This is a genomic window from Vreelandella sp. GE22, assembly GCF_968212445.1.
In genome coordinates this window covers 1,722,879-1,741,369 of the sequence record NZ_OZ309110.1, presented here as the reverse complement: position 1 = coordinate 1,741,369, position 18,491 = coordinate 1,722,879, and the positions used below count along the sequence as shown (strand labels likewise).

The window sequence follows — 18,491 nt, the reverse complement described above, 5'->3', positions numbered from 1 at the left end:
TCATTATTTCTCAATTTAAACCGGGGGCATTGTGGCATTATCCACCTGTCGTATCCTTGCAGGTTCGGCACGCGCCGCTGTGCTGACGCTTTTAGCGATGGCCTCTTATAGCTACGGGGCGGTCATTACGGTTAGCGATACCCGTGGCCAGCCGCTCGAAGATGCGGTGGTCGAGGTTTACTCTCCCTATCAAACGGATACACTCACCGAAGAAGGCCGTATCTATCAACGCAATGCGGCGTTTCATCCTCGGGTGCTGGCCGTGCCCGTGGGCAGCTTCGTCTCGTTTCCGAACCAGGATACGACGCGCCACCACGTTTATTCGTTTTCACCGGCCAAGACCTTCGAACTCAACCTCTACTTGCAGGAAACGCCGCCGCCCATCGAGTTCGACCAGTCAGGTATCGTCGTGCTGGGCTGCAATATTCACGACAATATGCAGGCGTTCATCGTGGTAAGCGAGGCGCCCTACGTGCAAAAAACCGGCGCTGACGGTGTGCTGCATCTTCCCGAATTACCACCGGGGGAGCACCGCGTTCGGGTCTGGCACCCTCAATTGGACGACCGCCAAGAAGTCTGGTGGGAAGGCGAGATTACTCAGCACGCACCGCTGGACGTTCGCCTCGAGCTCAACGCGCTACCCCCAGTGGCACCTTCTCTTTCGCCGCTTCAAGAACGCTTTAGGCAGGCCACCGGGAGCTGATGTCATGATGATTCGTTATCGGCTGGTATCGACAGGTGCTATCTGCTCGAGGATGCCATGCGCTTTCGCACACGCCTGATGCTGGTCCTGCTCGCCGTCGTGATCGTGTCGCAAATTGCCACCGGCGCGGCGTTTCTTCGCGCCACGCAAAACGACATCATTGCCAAGGGCCATCAGCGCCTCGAGGTGGGCGCCAACGTCTTTCATCAGCTGCTCGCGACGCGTGGCGAGCAGCTCAGCCAGAATATTGCCATTCTCGCCGGCGACTTCGGTTTTAAAAGCGCGGTGTCCACCCAGGATAATCAAACGCTTTACTCGGTGCTGGTCAACCACGGGACCCGCGCAAACGCCGATACGGTGCTCCTTAGCGACCTCGAGGGGCGTATTCTGGCAAGCAGCCATCACGCGCAAGACAGCGAAATGCCCTTTCCTCAGCTTTTCGAGCGCGCCAATTTGAACGGCTCGGCGGTCAGTGTGGTGGTCATCGACGGCCAACCCTACGAGTTCGCCCTGCTGCCGGTTCGCGCGCCCAACCAAATCGGCTGGGTGGGCATGGGCTTTTTGATCGACGAAATGGTCACCAACGAGGTCAAGGCGTTGACCGGCCTCGATGTCAACGTCGTTACCTATCAAGGCGACCGGATCAGCGAACTGGCAAGCTCGCTCCCGGGGCCCGTCGCGATGGAGCTTGCAAGCAGCAGCCGCGAACAGCTGAGGGACGGCGAGTACGCCAACACGAGCCAGATGACCCCGGACGACGAGTATCTCTCCTACGCCAGCACCCTCTACGCAAGCGACACCTATCAAACCCACGTGCTTTTGCAGCTATCACGCAACGAGCTGCTGGGTGCTTACCGCTCCCTATGGTGGCAGCTTCTGGGTATCGTGGCGCTGATACTTTTGTTCACGACGCTGGTGGCCATGTGGAGCGCCCGCAGCATGAGCAAACCTCTTACGGCGCTCGCCCTGGCCGCGAAGCGCATTGGCCAAGGCGAGCGCGTCACCGACCTGGACCAGGGCAATCAACCTAGCGAGACCCGTCAGCTCGCCTTGACCCTGCTTACCATGCAAGACGAGATTGCAAAGCGCGAAGCCGTGCTCCACTACCAGTCGCGCCACGACCTGCTGACCGGCCTTCCCAACCGGGTTAGCGCAGAGGAAGATATCCGCGCGGCCATCGAGAGCGGCAACGCCTTCACTCTCATGCGTTTGGCGATTGCCAACTTTCGCGATATCAAGGACACCTTTGGCTACGCGGTGGGCGACAACGTACTGGTGACATTGGCCCAGCGCCTGCAAAACCAGAAGGCTATCGAAAGCACCGCCTACCGGCTGGACGGCGACGAACTTTTGTTGATTGACCGCCAGGCCAGCAGCGCCAGCGGACGACCCCCCCTTTTCGAGACGCTTTGTCACCCGATCACCCTCGATAAATCGCCTATCGTGCCTTCGCTTTGTGCGGGTGAAGTCAACTATCCCGAACATGGCGACACCCCCCAGCTTTTATTGCGCCGGGCGGATGTCGCCCTCGATACGGCCAAGCGCACGCACTGCACGCATCAACGCTATCAAACGGGCCAGGACGAGCAGCACCAGCGTCAGCTCACCCTGATTCGCGATCTTCAAAGGGCCGTCGACAACGGTGAGCTCTGGATGGCCTACCAGCCCAAGGCCACTACACAAACGGGCCAAGTCAATCAATGCGAAGCGCTCATGCGCTGGCAACACCCCCATCTGGGCTTCATTCCCCCGGATGAATTCATCGGGCTCGCGGAGCGCTCCGGCCATATCGGCATGCTGTCTCAATGGATGCTCTCCCACGTCTGTGCGCAACTGCACGACTGGAAACAGCGCGGTTACCACTTGTCCGTGGCGGTCAATCTCTCCACGAGCGACGTCATGGATCCGCTCCTTTGCGAGCGCATCGCGGCGCTTTTGGAGCGCTACCAGCTCACCCCTTGGCAGCTGAGCGTCGAGGTGACCGAAAGTGCGGTCATGCAGGATGTGGACATCGCCTCCAGAACGCTGCTCGAACTCGCAGGCCTGGGGCTCTCGATCGCGATCGACGACTATGGGACCGGCTACTCTTCGCTTGCCCAAATCAAACGCTTGCCGGTGAACGAACTAAAAATCGATAAATCCTTCGTGCTCGCCCTGGATACCCAGGCTGATGATTTCACTATCGTCCGCTCGACCATCGAAATGGGGCATAGCCTGGGGCTGAGGCTGGTCGCCGAAGGTGTCGAAAACCTTGCCAGTGCCGAGCTTTTGAGCAAGCTTGGCTGCGACTATTTGCAGGGCTACTGGATCGCCAAACCGATGCCAAGCGAGGCGCTGACGGGGTGGCTGGATAATTTCGAGACGCTCTCGCTCCCCTTGCCCGATTGATCGGTCTAATACACTGAAGGGACCTTCTGGATGGACTACTTATCCGTATCGGCCATCACACCTGCCTTTGCCTGCATAAAGGCTTCGATAAAGCGGTTTTTGGAGACGCCCTGGTGGCTTGCAAGCCTTGCGGCGGTGAGCCTGGCGCTCCCGGCAACCGACGCCTGGGCAGGTAGCCGTATTATCGGCACCGGGGGCGTTAGCGCCATAGAAGGCGCCGCCGGGGGTGGGTTATCGCCCTGGGCGGTACTTTCCAGTACGGCGAGCGCCGAGGAAATCGGGGTGACGACCGCGGCGTCCCGGGCATGGCTCGACGATTACCGCCTGACGGTCATGGGCGCCAGCGCGAATATTTACGATCGCGTCGAGGTGTCTTACGCGCGCCAAACCCTCGATCTACAAACCCTGGGCGGCCAGCTTGAGCAGGATATTTATGGCCTCAAGCTGCGCTTATGGGGCGATGTGCTCTATCACCCTTGGGGTATCTGGAGCGCGGGCATTCAGCACAAGCGCCTGGTGGATGGCAGCACCCCCACGGCGTTAGGTGCCCACCGTACACAAGGCAACGATGGTTATTTGAGTGCCAGCAAGCTGTTGTTCGGGGCGGTGGCCGGGCGTAACGTTTTGCTCAATGCAACGCTTCGCAACACCGATGCCAACCAGGGCGGGCTGCTGGGTTTTGGCGGCGATGATGGGGGGCGCCAGTGGGTAGCGGAGGGAAGCGTAGGGCTTTTCATCACCCCGCAATGGGTTCTGGGCACCGAGTATCGCCAAAAACCCGACAACCTGAGCGTGGCCCAGGAAGATGACTGGCAAAGCATTTACAGCGCCTACTTTTTCAACAAGCACGTGTCGGTGACCGGCGCCTGGCTTGATCTTGGCAGCATCGCCGGCCTGCCCTCCCAGCGCGGCGGCTATCTTTCACTTCAGGCAGCTTTTTAAAGGGGGCTCGATGACACGCTCGAAAAACCAACGCCGCGCTAGCCCCGGCTTCTTTGCCGCGGTAGCGCTTGCCGGTGTATTGACACTTGCAAGCTGTGCGGCAAGCTCCCCACCTGAAACGCTTTTCGATCGAATGGGCGGTGAAGCCACGATCGACGCGGTGGTCGAGAATTTTCTTTATCGCATCGCCGATGACCCGGCACTCGTCGGCTTTTTTGCCAATACCAATATCGACTACCTGGCCGACGCACTCTCTAGCCAGTTTTGCGAGGTCAGTGGCGGCCCTTGCCGTTACGAGGGCCCGCCCATGGAGCGAGCCCACCAAAACATGGGCATCACCGACGCCCATTTCAATCGACTCGTCGAGCATCTCGACGCCGCCCTGCAGGCACAACGGGTACCGCTTGGCATGCGCAACGACCTGCTCGGCCGGTTGGCGCCGATGCATGGCGATATCATGCGCTATCAATAGCTCGCCGCGACGAACGCCCCATTGGGCCAAGCTCGATACGCCCTGTTGCGCGTAGACCCCGGATCGATAGGTAAAAAAAAGCCGGCCTCCCCGGCCGGCTAAGTGAAGGCTCGACGCCTTCCCCCTGACAAAGCAAATGCACACATGCAGCGACACCATAGAGACACTGCGTGCCCAACGCTTTCAAATACTTTAACGGCCATCGGCTTTGAAAACCGTGATCTCGGTCACGTTTTGAGCCGTTAAGGCTTTCTAAAGTGCATCGTTCAAAGGACCTTGCGATCTTCGACTTTTTTGTGCTCGGTTCCCGGGGGCAGCGGATGGCCCTTGGCAAGCTCGGCCCGGGTCGCCTCGCGCAGGCTGAGTACCTTCACCTGGTAGGCAAGCGTGCGCCCCGCTAGCGGATGATTCATGTCCACGCGGACCTTATCGCCTTCGACCTCGAGCACCGTCACGATTTGCGGGCCCGCTTCACCTTCGGTTTGAAAGCGGCTGCCCGGGGTAAGGTCGGCGCCGCTAAAAGCGGTTTGACTCACGGTTTTGACCAACGCTTCGTCGCGCAGACCATAAGCCTCGACGGGCGCAAGGGTGACGCTGAACGCATCCCCCGGGGCCTTGCCTTCGAGAGCGCGCTCGAGGCCCGGCAAAATGTTCTCGTGGCCATGAAGGTATTCCAAAGGCTTTTGACGCGCCTGGGAATCATCGAGCACTTCGGGCTGGCCGTGACTGGGGACGTCGCTCAATACGTAATGCAGACTGACGACCTGGTGTGACGTAATCGACACGGAAAACTCCTCTCCGGTAAGCTATCGGCTCTTTCAGGCGGCCAGTTTATCCTGCCGCGTTTTCCCAAGGCCACCGTTAACGGCTTTTTCTGGAGTCCTATCACCATGGTATCCCCTACTCCCAGGCGCAGCTGGAAAAGCGCCCTGGCCGTTTACTTCTGCGCGCCGGTGATCACCATGCTGTTTCTGGGGTTTTCCGCGGGGCTGCCCTTTTTGCTGGTGTTTTCTACCCTCTCGGCCTGGCTTAGAAGCGATGGGGTCGAAGTGGCGGCCATCGGCTTTTTCTCCTGGATCGGCATTCTCTACTCGATCAAGTTTTTCTGGGCGCCGGTGGTCGACCGGCTGGCGCTTCCGGTGCTGACGCGGGGTTTTGGCCAGCGCCGAGGATGGATGCTCATCGCCCAGGTGACGATCGCCGCCGGTCTTGTCGGCATGGCGGGCATCGACCCGGTGGGTAACCTGGGGTTCGTGGCGGCATTTGCGCTGCTGGTCGCCTTTGGTTCGGCGACCCAGGATATCGCCGTGGACGCCTACCGGATCGAGTCGGCCCGCGACGATCTACAGGCGGCCATGTCGTCGACCTACATCATCGGTTACCGCTGCGGGCTGATTGCCGCCGGGGCCGGGGCGCTCTATGTCGCCTCGCACTACTCTTGGGAGGTGGCGTACTTGGCGATGGCGGCGCTGATGGGCGTGGGCGTGCTGGCCGTGCTGGTTCGACCAGAACCCAAACGCGCCTCATTGACCATTCAGCTGGTACACGAGCCCAGCGTGCGCGCCTACCTTCGCCAAAGCCGCGGCCAGCCCAAGTGGCGCCGCCGCCTTGTGGCCTGGGCGATCGGTGCGGTGGTCTGCCCGTTCATCGATTTCTTTCGCCGCTTCGGCGTCAAGGCGCTGGGGCTTTTAGCCTTCATCGCGGTGTTTCGTATCAGCGATTTGGCCATGGGCTCGATGGCGAACCCGCTGTATATCGATTTGGGTTTTTCGCTTGAAACGATCGCCGCGGTGACCAATATATTCGGGATCGCCATGAGCATTGTCGGCGGGATTCTGGGCGGGCTTTTAGTGGCGCGCTACGGGGTGAAGCCGCTGTTGATCGGCGCCGCCGCCTTCGTGATGGTGACCAACCTGCTGTTCACCGCGCTCGCGCTGATCGGCGACCAACTGCCGATGCTGGTCGTCACCATCATCGGCGACAACCTGGCCAACGGCCTGGCCAGCGCCATCTTTATCGCCTTTTTATCGAGTTTGACCTCGAAGGCCTACACCGCCACTCAGTACGCGCTGTTCTCGTCGCTGATGACGCTGCCGGGCAAGTTTTTGAGCGGCTTTGGCGGGCTGGTGGTCGGCGCCCAGGGGTACGCCACCTTTTTCCTGGTGGCGACCCTTTTAGGGCTACCCGCGGTGCTGCTGGCAATCTGGGTCAACAAGGACAAGACGCTGTTCGAGACGCCCCGTTAGCGGTGCTTTAAAAGCCAGTCCAGCGCACCCGGCGTGGTGCGCCACTGATCGCGCATCAGCGTGCGATACTGCCAGGCCTCTGCCCGCGAGCCCGGGTCGACCTGGCCATCCGCGTGGGGCAGCGAGGGTTTGGGACTCTCGGCGCAGAGAAGCTCCAGGGCGTGGCGGTTGTGGGCCACGGCTTGATCCAGCGCGCCTTCGGCGGCCTGGCGCTCGGCCAGCCGATAAAGTGCCAGGGTTCTGCCCATCAAAAGCCCCAACACCTGGGAGCCGTCGTCTTTCTCGCACTCCTCGGTAAGCGTCAGCGCTTCGCGGTTGCGGTCATCGCGCAAGAGCTGGTCCAGCACCAGCTCCTTGAGCCCGAGGCTATCCTCCTGGTCGATGGCCAGCAGTTCTTCGGCAAGCTCCCGGGAGTGTTGGCGGGCGCCGCGCTCCATGCCTACCACCAGCGCAAGGCCGGTGCGTAGCAGCATGACGTTTTGGGCGTCGTCCCAGCAAAGGCTACCGCCACCCGCGGCGCGGGCCTGCTCCAGCCAGCGCGAAAGGCGCACCGCCAGTGGCTCCAGTAGGCTCGGCGCCATCCAGGGGAGGCTGCCGAAGCGGCTGGTCAGCGCCAGGGTGACATCCTGCATCACCTGGGGCGAATCCAGCCACTCCGGGTTGGCGCAAAGCGCCGACATCCACTCCACCGCGTTGCCCCAGGGGTCGTCGCGAAAGCCAAGCGCTACGTCGTCATCGACCCACACCTGGAACTGCTCGTGCCAGGCGGCAAAGAGGGTCTCTTCGCGGGCGGTGGTGGTGTAATAAAGGCGCGTATCGTCTTGTGATGCCTTGAGATCGAGCTTCGGCGCGGTCGGCAGTGCCGCTAACAGCGACTGTAGCGAGATCAGCGGCGTCGCCAGGTCCTCTTCGGCGCTCAAAAGTTGGTCGGCAAGGGTGGCGCCGGGGTTATCGGCCAGCGCCGAGAGAAACTCGAGTTGCTCTTCGTCGAGCCCGCCCTGGCGCACCAGCCGGCGATACCAGAAATTGGCCCGCTCGCGAGCCTCCTCTTCGTGCCCCTCGTGAAGCAACAGCATCGCCTCGATATACGCAAGCGTCGGCGAGTCGGGCAGCGCCTGCATCGCTTTGATGAACGCGCCGCGGGCGCTGTCCAGGTCGTCGTTATCCAGGTGCATCAAACAAAGCCGCTCGAGCGCGACGCCGCGCAGAAACATCGGTCCGCGCTCCATCACGTCGTCGAGCAGGTCGGCGCGCTTGCGGGTGAAGCCGCGCTCCTGGTAGATATCGAGCAAAATCTCGAAGGCGGGCTCGGCCTGGTCGGGCAGGCGCGACCAGTCGCTGCCATCGAAAAGCGACTCGAGAATCTGCATGGCGCGCCCACTCTGGCCGCTTTCGGCCGCGATCAGCCCGGCTTCGAGAAGTGCCTGGGCCGGGGCGTGATGGCTATCGAGGGCGGCCTTGAGCGTGGCACCCTTCCACTCCTTGAGCGAAAGCATCCACATTACCTGGCCGGGGATCTCGGTGGGAAAACTCACCCGTTGGCAGCACTGCTTGTACTTGCGTCCGGAATCGCACCAGCAAGGCTCGTTGCGCCCGGGTGTGGCCAGCGGCTCGCTTGCGAATTCGAGACGTTCGAGCGGTGCTTGCGACCAAAGAATCGGCGCCAGCGCCTGGGCGGTCGCTATATCGCCGTTGAAGTACTCAGCACCCTGCGCCCGAACCCAGGTCATGAAATCCGGATAGTGCTCTTGCTGCCTGATTGCCGAGAGTGCCCCTGAGGCGAATCCCAGCAGTTGATCGACCCATACCGCCAGCATTTGCCAACTCCACTGTTTAGAAAGCGCCATAGTCTAGCATGAGCACGGGGCTTCTCGCAGGAGGATTGGCGGGGCGCTGAACGACTGTTACTGTGCGTCGAGCGCCGGCTCGACCGCCCCGTGTCAAACGCACACCTCAAGAGTCATTTCGCTATTTCGTCACGGTAGCGTTAAGACGCCGTCGGCGGCACGTGGTCGGCCCAGTTTAAAAGCGGCCGGGTACGCTCGTGCATGTCCAGGCGCGCTTTTAGGCGCACCAGATTCCAGTAGTGGCCGTTGAGCGCGCGGGAAAGCAGCAGCGTGTCCGCCGGGGGCTGAAGGCGGTCCATTGCGCCCCACACCTTGGGCGAAAGCTCACGCAGGCGCTGGTGTACGCGCACATCGCCAAAGTCCTGCTCGCCGGGCTCAAAAAGCGGGGTAATGCTTTCCGCCGCTTCGCGATAAAGCGTGAGCGGCGCGCCCTGGCCCTGGCGGCCGCCCATCTTCACCATGGCCTCGTCCATCGCCATCGGGTCCTGGTCCAACGTAGCCTTCAAAAGCGCCATCATCGCCGCAAGACGCTCCCTGGGCACGGGGATCACCGCGCCGAAATCGTAGATCACCAACCGCCCGTGCGCGTCGGCGGCGAAGTTGCCCGCGTGGGGGTCGGCGTGAAGCTCCCCATGGGTGAATAGCTCTTCGGTGATCCAGTCCGCCAATACCTGCGCCACCTTCTGGCGGGTGGCGTCGTCAGCGCTTTCCAGCTCGCGCAGCGGCGTACCGTCGACGAAGCGCATGGCCAGCACGTGGGTGCCGCAAAGCGCCATGACGGGCTCCGGGATCACCAGCCTTGGCTCGTCTATGTAGCGCTCGCGGTAGCGGGCCAGCGCCTGCGCCTCGGCGGTATAGTCGAGTTCGTCGCGTAGCCCGGCGGCGAGCTCCTCGAACATCGCATCCAGCCGCGCCTGGGGCACCTTGAACCAGCGGCCCAGCCGCATGATGCGCCGCAATTGCACCAGGTCACTCTCCAGCACCTCGGCAAGGCCGGGGTACTGTACCTTCAAGACCACCGTCTCGCCGTCGAGCGTCACCGCTTTGTGTACCTGGCCCATGGAGGCACTGGCGAAGGGCCGCTCTTCGATCTCGCTAAAGTGGGCGTCCAAATCGCCGTACTGAAGCACCAGCGCCTCGCGGATGCGCGGCCAGGGCATCGGCTCGGCCTGGCGCTGTAGCCTGGCGAGTTCCTCGGCCAAATCCGGCGGCAGCAGGTCGTCCCACTGGGACATCATCTGCGCCATCTTCATCGCCGGGCCCTTGAGCTCGGAAAGCCCTTCGAACAACGCCTCCCCAAGCGAGCGCCAGTCCGCCTGGCCGCCCAGCCGGGTTTTAAGCATCGCCCCGCCGGTACGGGCGCCCAGGCCCATCAACCGCCGCGTTCTTCCGCGATCGCGCATAGCTTCCTATCCTTTTTTGAAGGGGTGACACCGGAGATACCGCATCCGCGATACTTCTTCTAGCGTAGCTCATAGCACACTTCGCCAGCGCCCGGCCGCTTTTTAAAGGCGCTGACCAAAACACCTTTCATTCATCGAGGCCGGTCGTGCTTAGGTGCAAAATTCTCTTTAATAGATTAAAGACCAACACCGATATACATATTAACTGTTTGTTTTTAATTAATTTATTTTAAAGGAAATAAATTTGCACGTATGTGCAAATGTAAACGTACTGTCACGTTCGCCTCCTAGAATGCGTTTTATATCGGGCCGATGCCGTCGGCTGTCAATCGCGTTTACGAGGACTACTCATGGCCGGGTCGATTCACACGCCGCTCCCCCGTTACCGAGCGTTGCAGCTGAGCTTGAAAAATCCAGCGACGCTGCTGGGTTTGGGCTTATTGGCCACGTTCAGCTACCTGATCCTGGCGCCGGTGCTGTCGATTTTGCTGGACGCCGTCAACGTCAACTTTGGCGACGCCAAGCGCATCGGCACCGAGCAGGGCAGTTTTACGCTCTACTATCTTCAACGCGTATTCACCTCCCCGGTTTCCCACCGCTTGTTTTGGCAGCCGCTGCTCAACACCCTGGGCGTTGCCATTGGCGCCATGAGCATCGCCATGGTCGTGGGGGGCGTCATGGCCTGGCTTTTGAGCCGTACCGACCTTTGGGGTCGGCGCTGGTTTGCCACTGCGCTGATCGTGCCCTTCATGCTGCCCACCTGGACCTTCGCCCTTGCCTGGACGACGCTTTTTAAAAACCGTTCGATGGGTGGCCAGCCCGGTTGGGTAGAGTCCATGGGTTATGATTCGCCGGACTGGCTGGCCTACGGCGCGGTGCCCATGATTTTGATACTCGCGCTGCACTATATTCCGCTGGTCATACTCCTTTTTGGAAACGCCCTGCGCCGCTTCGATTCCCAGCTCGAGGACTCGGCGAGGATCATGGGCGCCGGTCGCACTACCGTGGCGTTTCGCATCATTTTACCGCTCATGCGCCCGGCGCTGATGTCCGCCATGGTGCTGATTCTGGCCGATGCGCTGGGCGAATTCGCCGTACCTTATATTCTGGGCCTGCCGGTGCAGTTCGATACGCTCTCGACGTCGCTTTTTCGGTCCATTTCCTCGCGCCAAACCGGCGTGGCCTCCGTACTGGCCGGGGCTATCATGGTGCTGGGCTGTATCACGCTGACCATCGATCTATACCTGATGCGCGAAGCGCGCCGCTTCGTCACTTTGGGGGGCAAAGGCGCTATGCAGCGCCGCCGCCCGCTGGGCATTTGGCGCCTACCGGCCACCCTGCTTGCCGCCTTCCTGTTTATCATCGGCGTCGTCTTGCCGCTTCTCACGCTCTTTCTTTCCACAGTCATGCATATCCCGGGGCGCTTCAACGCCGCCAACTTCACGCTGGATTACTGGATCGGCACCGGCCTCGATACGATCGCGCTGCAAAACGGCATCCTGCTCACGCCAGAGTTTTGGTCGGCCACTTGGAATAGCCTTCGTATCGTGGGTAGCGCCTCCATCTGTGCGGGCTTGCTGGGCTTGCTGGTGGGTTATGTCGTGACGCGCACGCCCTGGCGCTGGCTTGCCAGCGGTTTGCGCCAGCTCACCTTCATGCCTTACCTGGTGCCGGGTATCGCGTTCGCCGCCGCCACGCTTTCGCTCTTTGCGGTACAGCGCGGCCCCGTGCCGGCGCTTTACGGCACCTCGCTGATTCTCATGCTCGCCCTGATTGCCGATCAAATGCCGTTTGCCTCGCGGGCGGGGATTTCCGCCATGACCCAGCTTGGCAAGGAGCCGGAAGAGGCGGCGCAGATCGCCGGCGCCACCTGGTGGCGGCGCATGGTCAGCATCATCGTTCCCATCCAAAAAGGGGCGCTGGTCGTGGGCATCGTGTTGCCCTTCATCTCCGGCATCAAGGGGGTGAGCCTGTTCATTATCCTGGCGGTACCGGCTACCGAGGTGCTGACCACCTACTCACTTCGGCTGGTGGATTACAACTACACCCAGGCCGCCAACGCCGTTGTCCTGATGATCGCCCTGCTCGCCTGGGGCGGCACGATCCTGACGCAAAAATTAACCAAAACGGGCCTGGCCCAGGGCCTGGAGCATTAATCATGCCGACTATCACGCTAGACGCCATTGGCAAGCAGTACGGCGGCCAAACGATCGCCGTCGACACGATCGACCTGACGATCAAAGACGGTGACTTCATGTGCCTGCTCGGCCCTTCAGGCTGCGGCAAAACCACCCTGCTGCGCATGATCGCCGGGTTGGAGCATCTGAGCCAGGGCCAGCTCTTCATTGGCAGCCAACTGGTCGACTCGCCCAAGGCGGGATGCTTCGTCGCACCGGAAAAACGCGAGCTGGGGCTGGTCTTTCAAAGCTACGCGCTTTGGCCACACATGAGCGTCGAGCAGAATATCGCCTTTGGCCTGCGTCTTCGCAAGCTGCCCGAGCGCGAGCAGCGCGCCCGCACCCAAGATGTCATGGAAAAGCTCGGCATCGCCGCCTACGCCAAACGCTACCCGTCGCAGCTCTCCGGTGGCCAGCAGCAGCGCGTGGCGCTCGCTCGTATGATGGTATTGAAACCCAGGGTACTGCTGTTGGATGAACCGCTTTCCAACCTTGACGCTTCGCTGCGCATCGAAATGCGCGCCGAGCTCAAACGCCTTCATCAGGCCTTCGATACCACCATCGTCTTCGTCACCCACGACCAGTGGGAAGCCATGACCCTGGCGGACACCATCGCCGTCATGAGCAAGGGCACGCTTCAGCAGGTCGGCAGCCCGGACGATATTTACGCCCGCCCCGCCAACCGTTTCGTGGCCGAGTTTATCGGTAACCCGCCGATCAACCAGGTCGCCGCCGCGTCCCGTTTGGGCCGCCGGCTCAATGGGGAGCCACCCGCGCACAGCCTGGGTATACGCCCGGAAGACATTCACTTGGCCGGTGCCGGACAAGCCGGTGCCTTGCCGGCCAGGGTGCAAAACGTGATGCCCACCGGCGGCAGTTGGATACTGGAGCTCGAGGTGGAAGGCCAAACGCTACACCTTTCGACCCAAATGCGCCCCGGCGTAAAGGCCGGCGAGGCCACCTACTGCCATATCCAGGCGCAGCATCTTCACCTTTTTGACCACCACGGCCGCCGCCTCGAACGCCCTCACCTTTTAAAAGCCAACGCGGCGCCCGACAGCGCCTCCACCGCCTCTTACATGCACGCCGTTTAAAGGAATTGATCATGCGCACGCTAACCAGAATCGCCCTGGCCGTTAGTCTCGTTTCAACGCCGCTTGCCTTTGCCGAACAGCCAGGTTCGCTCGATGAACTCATCGCCGCCGCGCGCGAGGAGCCGGCCATCACGGTCTACGACTCGACCGGCAAGATCGTCGAGCAAGCGGCCAACTTTTCCGCCAAGTACGGCGTTCGAGCCGAAGGCGTCAAGTCGAAGGCGCCCCATACGCTGGAGCGGATCATTCGCGAGGCGCAGGCTGACAACATCCAAACCGACGTGGCCATTTTGGCCGATGCCCCGGCGGCCGTGGCCCAACTGCTCGAGACCGGGTTCGCCTTCAACTGGTTTCCCGAGGAGATGGCCGACACGGTCAGCGAGCGCTACCGCGACCCGCTGGCGATCGTCATGGCGCCCAACGTATGGACCTATAACACAGCGCTACACGAGAGTTGTCCTATCGACAACGTCTGGGCATTGACCGACCCGGAGTGGGCGCGCCATGTCACCATGCAGGACCCGTTGGGTAAGCCCTCTTATGTAGACTGGTTCAACCAGATGGCGCAGCACAGCGACCAGGCGATGGCCGAGGCGTTCGAGGCGCACTATGGCCACCCGCTCGACGAAAGCGAAGAGAGTGCCACCGCGGCCTGGGTCAGCGCGCTGGCGGCCAACGCGCCGCTGCTCACCGATTCGGACTCCAACGCCGCCGAAGCGGTAGGCTCCCCGGACCAGCAAGACAACTTTATCGGTTTGACCAGTACCGCCAAGTTTCGCGAAAACGCCAATGGCATGAAGCTTGGAATCTGCGAGGATCTGACCCCGTGGATCGGCTGGACCTACCCTTCGATCGGGCTGATCGCCAGCGGCACGCAAAGCCCCAATGCCGCCAAACTCTTCATTCACTACCTGCTGACCGCCGAAGGCATCGCCCCCCAGGCCGTGGATGGAAAAATTTCGACCCGCTCGGATATCGCTTTACCCGCGCAAGAGCCCTCGGGTATTGGCGCCTTCAAGGCACAGCTATTCGACTACTCGCCGAGTACCGCCATCGACGACTGGGATAACCGGCAGGAGTGGCAGGATCTTTGGATGCTCAACTACCGTCGTTGAAGCCAACTTTAAAGCGCTATCTTAAAAATGGCGGCTCAATAACAAGACACAATGCTCAAAACGTTAATGCCAAGGACTACTATGCCCATTTCGTCACACGCGCTGACGGCCCGCGCTGAATTTCTCAAAGAGGTCATTCAGCAAACGGGTCTTACGGCACACCGCCTGTTTGAAAACCGTACGCCCGGGCGCTATACGCTCAAGGGGCCCCAGGACTTTTTGACCGAAGCCGATACGTTGGTCGAAAGAGCGCTTCGTGACGCGCTTTGTGAGCGCTTTCCCCAGGACGGTTTTTTAGGCGAAGAAACGGGTGGTGAGTTCACGGGCGACGCGACCTGGGTCGTCGACCCGATCGACGGGACCGCCAACTACGCCCGGGGCATTGCGCATTATTGTGTGTGTATCGCCTTCGTGGATGAGGGCAAAACCCAGCTGGGCGCTATTTACAACCCCTGCACCCAGGAGCTTTATTTCAGCCAGCGCGGCCAAGGTGCCTACAAAAACGGCGACCCGATTCGCGTCGCCGATACCGATACGTTCACCGCCGCCACGATCGAGATGGGCTGGTCGACACGAACCTCCCTGCACGACTATTTGAGCGTGCAAAAAGCGCTTTTGAGCCAAGGCGCCAATATACGCCGCGGGGCGTCCGGCGCCCTGGCGCTGGCCTGGGTGGCCGAAGGCCGTATCGACGGTTATCTCGAGCAGCACATGAACCCCTGGGACAGCCTGGCGGGGCTTCTCATGGTCAAGGAGGCCGGCGGGATAACCCAGCCGTACCTCTCTTTGGCCGGCACCCTCGACCGGGGCGGCCCGGTGCTTGCCGCGGCACCGGGTATCGCGGACTCCCTAACCCACTGCAGTCAACTCGAAGAGCCTGAAATCGCATGACCAAAATTCACTACCCGCGCCCGCCCCTGAGCCTGATCGAGTCCGAACTGCCCGGGCGAAACGTCGCGCTCTATATCGGCGACAGCGACGCCGCCAGCCAGCCAGCGCTACTTCACGAGCGCGGGATTACGACCGTGATCAACTGCGCGGTCAACCTCGACATCAACCTGGTCGAACCGGGACCAGCCCCGGCGCCTGGCGGTTTAACGCACGGCACCGGCGCGTTTCGCTACTATAAGATCGGCATGATCGACGGCCCCGGCAACCCCCACGAGCAGATACTGGCGGGCTACTTCATCGTTCGCGCCGCGCTCGACCAGGTCATGCCGGATAAGCCCTCGTACCCGCTGCGGGAAAAAGGCAACGTGCTGGTTCACTGCCGCGGAGGACGCAGCCGCTCGGTCACGCTGGTGGCGCTATTCCTGCACCTGGAGCTGCCCAGCCGCTACCCTACGCTCGAAAGCGCGGTGGCCCACGTGCGCCAAAAGCGCGAGCTGCATCCGGACGAGTGGTTCGAAACGCCCAAGCCGGAACTTCTGGAGGCGGCCCGCATCGCCGCCGACCAGGTCACTTTGTTGCGTCAGGGAGCACCCGATGAGCAGCTCACGCAAGTTTGCTAGCGCGGAAGAAGTCGCACGCTTGGCGGGCGTTTCACGCTCGGCGGTATCGCGCACGTTCACCGATGGCGCCAGCGTTTCCGACGAGACGCGCCAAAAGGTGCTCGCCGCCGCCGCCGAACTCAATTACCACGTCAATCACCTGGCGCGCGGGTTATCCCAGGAGAGTTCACGGCCGGTGTGCCTGGTCGGTAACCATCTTGGCTCGCCGTTTCTCTCGAGCCTGTTGGAGGCGGTGAGCCGCCATATTCAGGCGCTTGGCCGGGCGGTCATGCTGATCAATACCTCTGGAGAAGCCCAGGCCGTCGAGAGCGCCCTTCATCAGGCTCTGCAATACCGGGCAAGCGCCGTCGTGGTGCTCTCCGGCGCACCGGCCGAATCCCTCGTTCAGACCTGTATCCAAAGCGGGCTGCGCGTCGTGCTGGTGAACCGGGGCCAGGTCTTCGATGGCCCGGTGCATATTACGCTGGGCCATGAAGAGGCCATGCAGGAGGCTTTCGATTTGTTCTATCGCGCGGGCTGCCGCTCTTTTGGGCTCGTTACCTCGACCGCCGGCACCCCCAGCCTGCTCGCCCGGGAACAGGCGTTCATTCGGTCCATCGATGAAGCGGGGCTTGCCGTCACCACGGTGCGCGCAGGTCCCACCCGCTACGCCACCGGCCAGGAAGCCGCCCGTCAGCTGCTCGGCCGCGCCAAACGCCCGGACGCGGTGCTATGCACCACCGACCTACTCGCCTGTGGCTTTTTGGATACCGCCCGGCACACCTTCAAGCTCGATATTCCGCGCGATGTATGCGTGATGGGCTTCGACAACATCGAGCAAGCCAGCTGGGAAAGCTATGGGCTGACCACGTTTCATCACCCGGTCGAGGAGATAGCGGCCTCGGTGGCCCAGCAGTTGGCGGACGAGTGCGTAGCGGGCCAGACCATCCAGCTACCCGCAAGACCGGTGTGGCGTAACACCATCCGGCCAGGCTAGCCACCACCGTTTAAAACTCAACACCATGATTTTATTCGCCATGAAGCGGCGAAGGGGCCCCGCTGTGCCTTTAAAAACGGCCACGCATCATCCGTATGCCCAAAACGACATAACGTCATTGACTCCCAAAGGAGATTTCCCATGCAGTTGACTCACTGGTCCGTGGGCGCCGCCGCGCTCTGCTGCGGCCTGGCCGCCACCCAGGCCCTGGCGCAAGCCCAGGCAAACGATGAAAACGCTAAAGCCACGACCTACTTCAGCACCAAGTCGCCCTACGATTACGTGGCCGCCGACCTCACCCCGGCCCCGGAAGGCTACCAGCCGGTGTTTATCCAGTACGTGGGCCGACACGGCTCGCGCCACCTTTCAAGCGCCAAGTACGATAAAACGCTTTTCGATCTGCTCACCCTAGCCGATGAGCGCGGCCAACTCACCGCCGCCGGAAGCGAACTCCGCCAGCAAATCGCCCGGCTCATGGCGGTAGAAGAAGGCGTTTACGGCGAACTCTCGATCCTCGGCGGCGAGGAGCTTTACGGGATAGGCGAGCGCCTGGGCGATCAGTTCACGGCCCTGTTCGAACAGGGCCGCCCGATCCTTGCCCACGCCACCTACAAGGACCGGACCCCGCAAAGCCGCGACCACTTCCTGGCCGGGCTTCAAAGCGCGCTCGGCGATGCCACCCCGCCGATCATCGCCGAGCAGTACGCCAAAGGCCGCGACCCTTACCTAAGACCTTATGATCTGGCGACCCGGTATCGCGACTATAAAAGCGGCGGTGAATGGCAGCAGGTGCTCGAGGCATACCTCGACGGGCGGCCAGAGACCCGCGACTTCGCCCGGGATATTCTCGAGCAGTTCATCGACGACGAACTGTTCGAGGAGCTGGCGCAGGGCGAATTTGCCCTGGAGGACGCCAAAGGCCGCGTCAAGCTCGCCACCCCCACGGACGCCGCCAACAATCTCTACCAGCTCTACATCATCTCGCCCAACATCGCCCGCGAAGGGGCTTTCGACTTCGGGCAGTACTTCAGCGAAGAGCAGCTAGCCTGGTACGAAGACCTCGACCTGATGGACGCCTTCTACGCCAAAGGGCCCTCGCTCACCACGAGCGACCTGCCTCGGGAAATTGCCGCCCCCATGGTCAAGGAGCTGATCACCTCGACCGACCAAGCGCTCGAAGAGGATAGCGCCAGCGGCATTTTCAACTTTACCCACGCGGAAATGATTATGCCGCTAGCCGCGTACCTTGAAATCGAGGGCGCCGATGAAAGCCAGGACGACCCGGCGCGGGTTATTACGACCTGGGATGGCAAAGCGATCACGGCCATGGCAGCCAATATTCAGTGGATCTTTTACGAAAACAGCGGCGAGCTCTTGGTCAAGATGCTGCACAACGAACGCGAAGTCGCGTTTCCCGTGGCGACGATGGCCTACCCGTATTACGAGTGGGAAAGCGTCAAGGCGTACTACGCCGACAAGGTCGAGGAAAGCGGGATCGCCCTGGGCAATACCCTACAAGACGATATCGAGGCGCTAAAAAACGATTTTTAACAAGTAAGCGCCCTTAACCCAACGAATTAACACACTGATAACCACGCCCTCTTTTGATCCTTCGAT

Annotated in this window: 15 protein-coding genes; 12 read left to right on the top strand and 3 right to left on the bottom strand. The window is 61.5% G+C overall.

The features are described 5' to 3' along the window. Window positions 1-31: 31 nt before the first annotated feature. The 4 genes from ACWHRL_RS08230 to ACWHRL_RS08215 are packed head-to-tail and all read left to right on the top strand — an operon-like array spanning window position 32 to window position 4,505. The gene (locus ACWHRL_RS08230; RefSeq protein ID WP_447895970.1) at window positions 32-703 is read left to right on the top strand and encodes a Cupredoxin; all 672 of its coding nucleotides are present in this window, start codon (window positions 32-34) and stop codon (window positions 701-703) included. 57 nt (window positions 704-760) lie between these two features. Beyond that, window positions 761-3,091, top strand: coding sequence for a putative bifunctional diguanylate cyclase/phosphodiesterase (locus ACWHRL_RS08225; RefSeq protein WP_447895969.1), 2,331 nt, complete (start codon window positions 761-763; stop codon window positions 3,089-3,091). A gap of 30 nt (window positions 3,092-3,121) precedes the next feature. After that, complete coding sequence (locus ACWHRL_RS08220; RefSeq protein ID WP_447895968.1) at window positions 3,122-4,033, top strand: DUF3034 family protein; 912 nt, start codon at window positions 3,122-3,124, stop codon at window positions 4,031-4,033. Window positions 4,034-4,043: 10 nt separating this feature from the next. Continuing rightward, window positions 4,044-4,505 carry a group I truncated hemoglobin gene (locus ACWHRL_RS08215; RefSeq protein WP_447895967.1) on the top strand — a complete coding sequence of 154 codons (462 nt, stop codon included), beginning with the start codon at window positions 4,044-4,046 and terminating at the stop codon, window positions 4,503-4,505. A 266-nt stretch (window positions 4,506-4,771) separates the two neighbouring features. Here ACWHRL_RS08215 and ACWHRL_RS08210 read toward each other — a convergent pair whose 3' ends face one another. Beyond that, entirely contained in the window at window positions 4,772-5,290 is a 519-nt protein-coding gene (locus ACWHRL_RS08210) for an FKBP-type peptidyl-prolyl cis-trans isomerase (RefSeq protein WP_447895966.1), read from the bottom strand. A gap of 105 nt (window positions 5,291-5,395) precedes the next feature. On the opposite strand from ACWHRL_RS08210, the gene ACWHRL_RS08205 reads away from it, so the two are divergent. Further along, on the top strand, window positions 5,396-6,751 hold the full coding sequence (locus ACWHRL_RS08205; RefSeq protein ID WP_447895965.1) for an AmpG family muropeptide MFS transporter: 1,356 nt from the start codon (window positions 5,396-5,398) through the stop codon (window positions 6,749-6,751). Here ACWHRL_RS08205 and ACWHRL_RS08200 read toward each other — a convergent pair. Continuing rightward, window positions 6,748-8,568, bottom strand: coding sequence for an SEC-C metal-binding domain-containing protein (locus tag ACWHRL_RS08200; RefSeq protein WP_447896156.1), 1,821 nt, complete (start codon window positions 8,566-8,568; stop codon window positions 6,748-6,750). The genes ACWHRL_RS08205 and ACWHRL_RS08200 overlap by 4 nt on opposite strands. Window positions 8,569-8,738: 170 nt before the next feature. Then, the gene (locus tag ACWHRL_RS08195; protein ID WP_447528716.1) at window positions 8,739-10,001 is read right to left on the bottom strand and encodes an ABC1 kinase family protein; all 1,263 of its coding nucleotides are present in this window, start codon (window positions 9,999-10,001) and stop codon (window positions 8,739-8,741) included. 350 nt (window positions 10,002-10,351) lie between these two features. Between ACWHRL_RS08195 and ACWHRL_RS08190 the strand changes: the two genes are divergently transcribed. From ACWHRL_RS08190 to ACWHRL_RS08160, 7 genes are all read left to right on the top strand, one after another. Beyond that, the gene (locus tag ACWHRL_RS08190; RefSeq protein ID WP_447895964.1) at window positions 10,352-12,157 is read left to right on the top strand and encodes an ABC transporter permease; all 1,806 of its coding nucleotides are present in this window, start codon (window positions 10,352-10,354) and stop codon (window positions 12,155-12,157) included. A 2-nt stretch (window positions 12,158-12,159) separates the two neighbouring features. Beyond that, window positions 12,160-13,272 (top strand): ABC transporter ATP-binding protein, encoded by a 1,113-nt coding sequence (locus ACWHRL_RS08185; RefSeq protein WP_447895963.1) that lies wholly within the window; start codon window positions 12,160-12,162, stop codon window positions 13,270-13,272. An 11-nt stretch (window positions 13,273-13,283) separates the two neighbouring features. Further along, on the top strand, window positions 13,284-14,387 hold the full coding sequence (locus tag ACWHRL_RS08180; protein WP_447895962.1) for an ABC transporter substrate-binding protein: 1,104 nt from the start codon (window positions 13,284-13,286) through the stop codon (window positions 14,385-14,387). Between the two features lie 81 nt (window positions 14,388-14,468). Next, a complete protein-coding gene (locus ACWHRL_RS08175; protein WP_447895961.1) occupies window positions 14,469-15,278 on the top strand; it encodes an inositol monophosphatase family protein in 810 nt (269 codons plus the stop codon). Beyond that, a complete protein-coding gene (locus ACWHRL_RS08170) occupies window positions 15,275-15,898 on the top strand; it encodes a dual specificity protein phosphatase family protein (RefSeq protein WP_447528711.1) in 624 nt (207 codons plus the stop codon). Before ACWHRL_RS08175 ends, ACWHRL_RS08170 begins: the two co-directional genes overlap by 4 nt. Beyond that, window positions 15,873-16,874 (top strand): LacI family DNA-binding transcriptional regulator, encoded by a 1,002-nt coding sequence (locus ACWHRL_RS08165; protein ID WP_447895960.1) that lies wholly within the window; start codon window positions 15,873-15,875, stop codon window positions 16,872-16,874. The genes ACWHRL_RS08170 and ACWHRL_RS08165 overlap by 26 nt, the downstream gene beginning before the upstream one ends. 141 nt (window positions 16,875-17,015) lie before the next feature. Next, window positions 17,016-18,425: a histidine-type phosphatase gene (locus tag ACWHRL_RS08160; RefSeq protein WP_447895959.1), complete on the top strand. Its 1,410-nt coding sequence runs from the start codon at window positions 17,016-17,018 to the stop codon at window positions 18,423-18,425. Window positions 18,426-18,491: the final 66 nt, after the last annotated feature.

Excerpts from the sequence above, each read along its gene's own strand:
- ACWHRL_RS08180 (WP_447895962.1), top strand. The coding sequence starts at position 13,284 with ATGCGCACGCTAACCAGAATCGCCCTGGCCGTTAGTCTCGTTTCAACG.
- ACWHRL_RS08160 (WP_447895959.1), top strand. The coding sequence starts at position 17,016 with ATGCAGTTGACTCACTGGTCCGTGGGCGCCGCCGCGCTCTGCTGCGGC.
- ACWHRL_RS08225 (WP_447895969.1), top strand. The coding sequence starts at position 761 with ATGCGCTTTCGCACACGCCTGATGCTGGTCCTGCTCGCCGTCGTGATC.
- ACWHRL_RS08195 (WP_447528716.1), bottom strand. The coding sequence starts at position 10,001 with ATGCGCGATCGCGGAAGAACGCGGCGGTTGATGGGCCTGGGCGCCCGT.
- ACWHRL_RS08215 (WP_447895967.1), top strand. The coding sequence starts at position 4,044 with ATGACACGCTCGAAAAACCAACGCCGCGCTAGCCCCGGCTTCTTTGCC.
- ACWHRL_RS08175 (WP_447895961.1), top strand. The coding sequence starts at position 14,469 with ATGCCCATTTCGTCACACGCGCTGACGGCCCGCGCTGAATTTCTCAAA.
- ACWHRL_RS08165 (WP_447895960.1), top strand. The coding sequence starts at position 15,873 with ATGAGCAGCTCACGCAAGTTTGCTAGCGCGGAAGAAGTCGCACGCTTG.
- ACWHRL_RS08220 (WP_447895968.1), top strand. The coding sequence starts at position 3,122 with ATGGACTACTTATCCGTATCGGCCATCACACCTGCCTTTGCCTGCATA.
- ACWHRL_RS08170 (WP_447528711.1), top strand. The coding sequence starts at position 15,275 with ATGACCAAAATTCACTACCCGCGCCCGCCCCTGAGCCTGATCGAGTCC.
- ACWHRL_RS08185 (WP_447895963.1), top strand. The coding sequence starts at position 12,160 with ATGCCGACTATCACGCTAGACGCCATTGGCAAGCAGTACGGCGGCCAA.
- ACWHRL_RS08200 (WP_447896156.1), bottom strand. The coding sequence starts at position 8,568 with ATGCTGGCGGTATGGGTCGATCAACTGCTGGGATTCGCCTCAGGGGCA.
- ACWHRL_RS08190 (WP_447895964.1), top strand. The coding sequence starts at position 10,352 with ATGGCCGGGTCGATTCACACGCCGCTCCCCCGTTACCGAGCGTTGCAG.
- ACWHRL_RS08205 (WP_447895965.1), top strand. The coding sequence starts at position 5,396 with ATGGTATCCCCTACTCCCAGGCGCAGCTGGAAAAGCGCCCTGGCCGTT.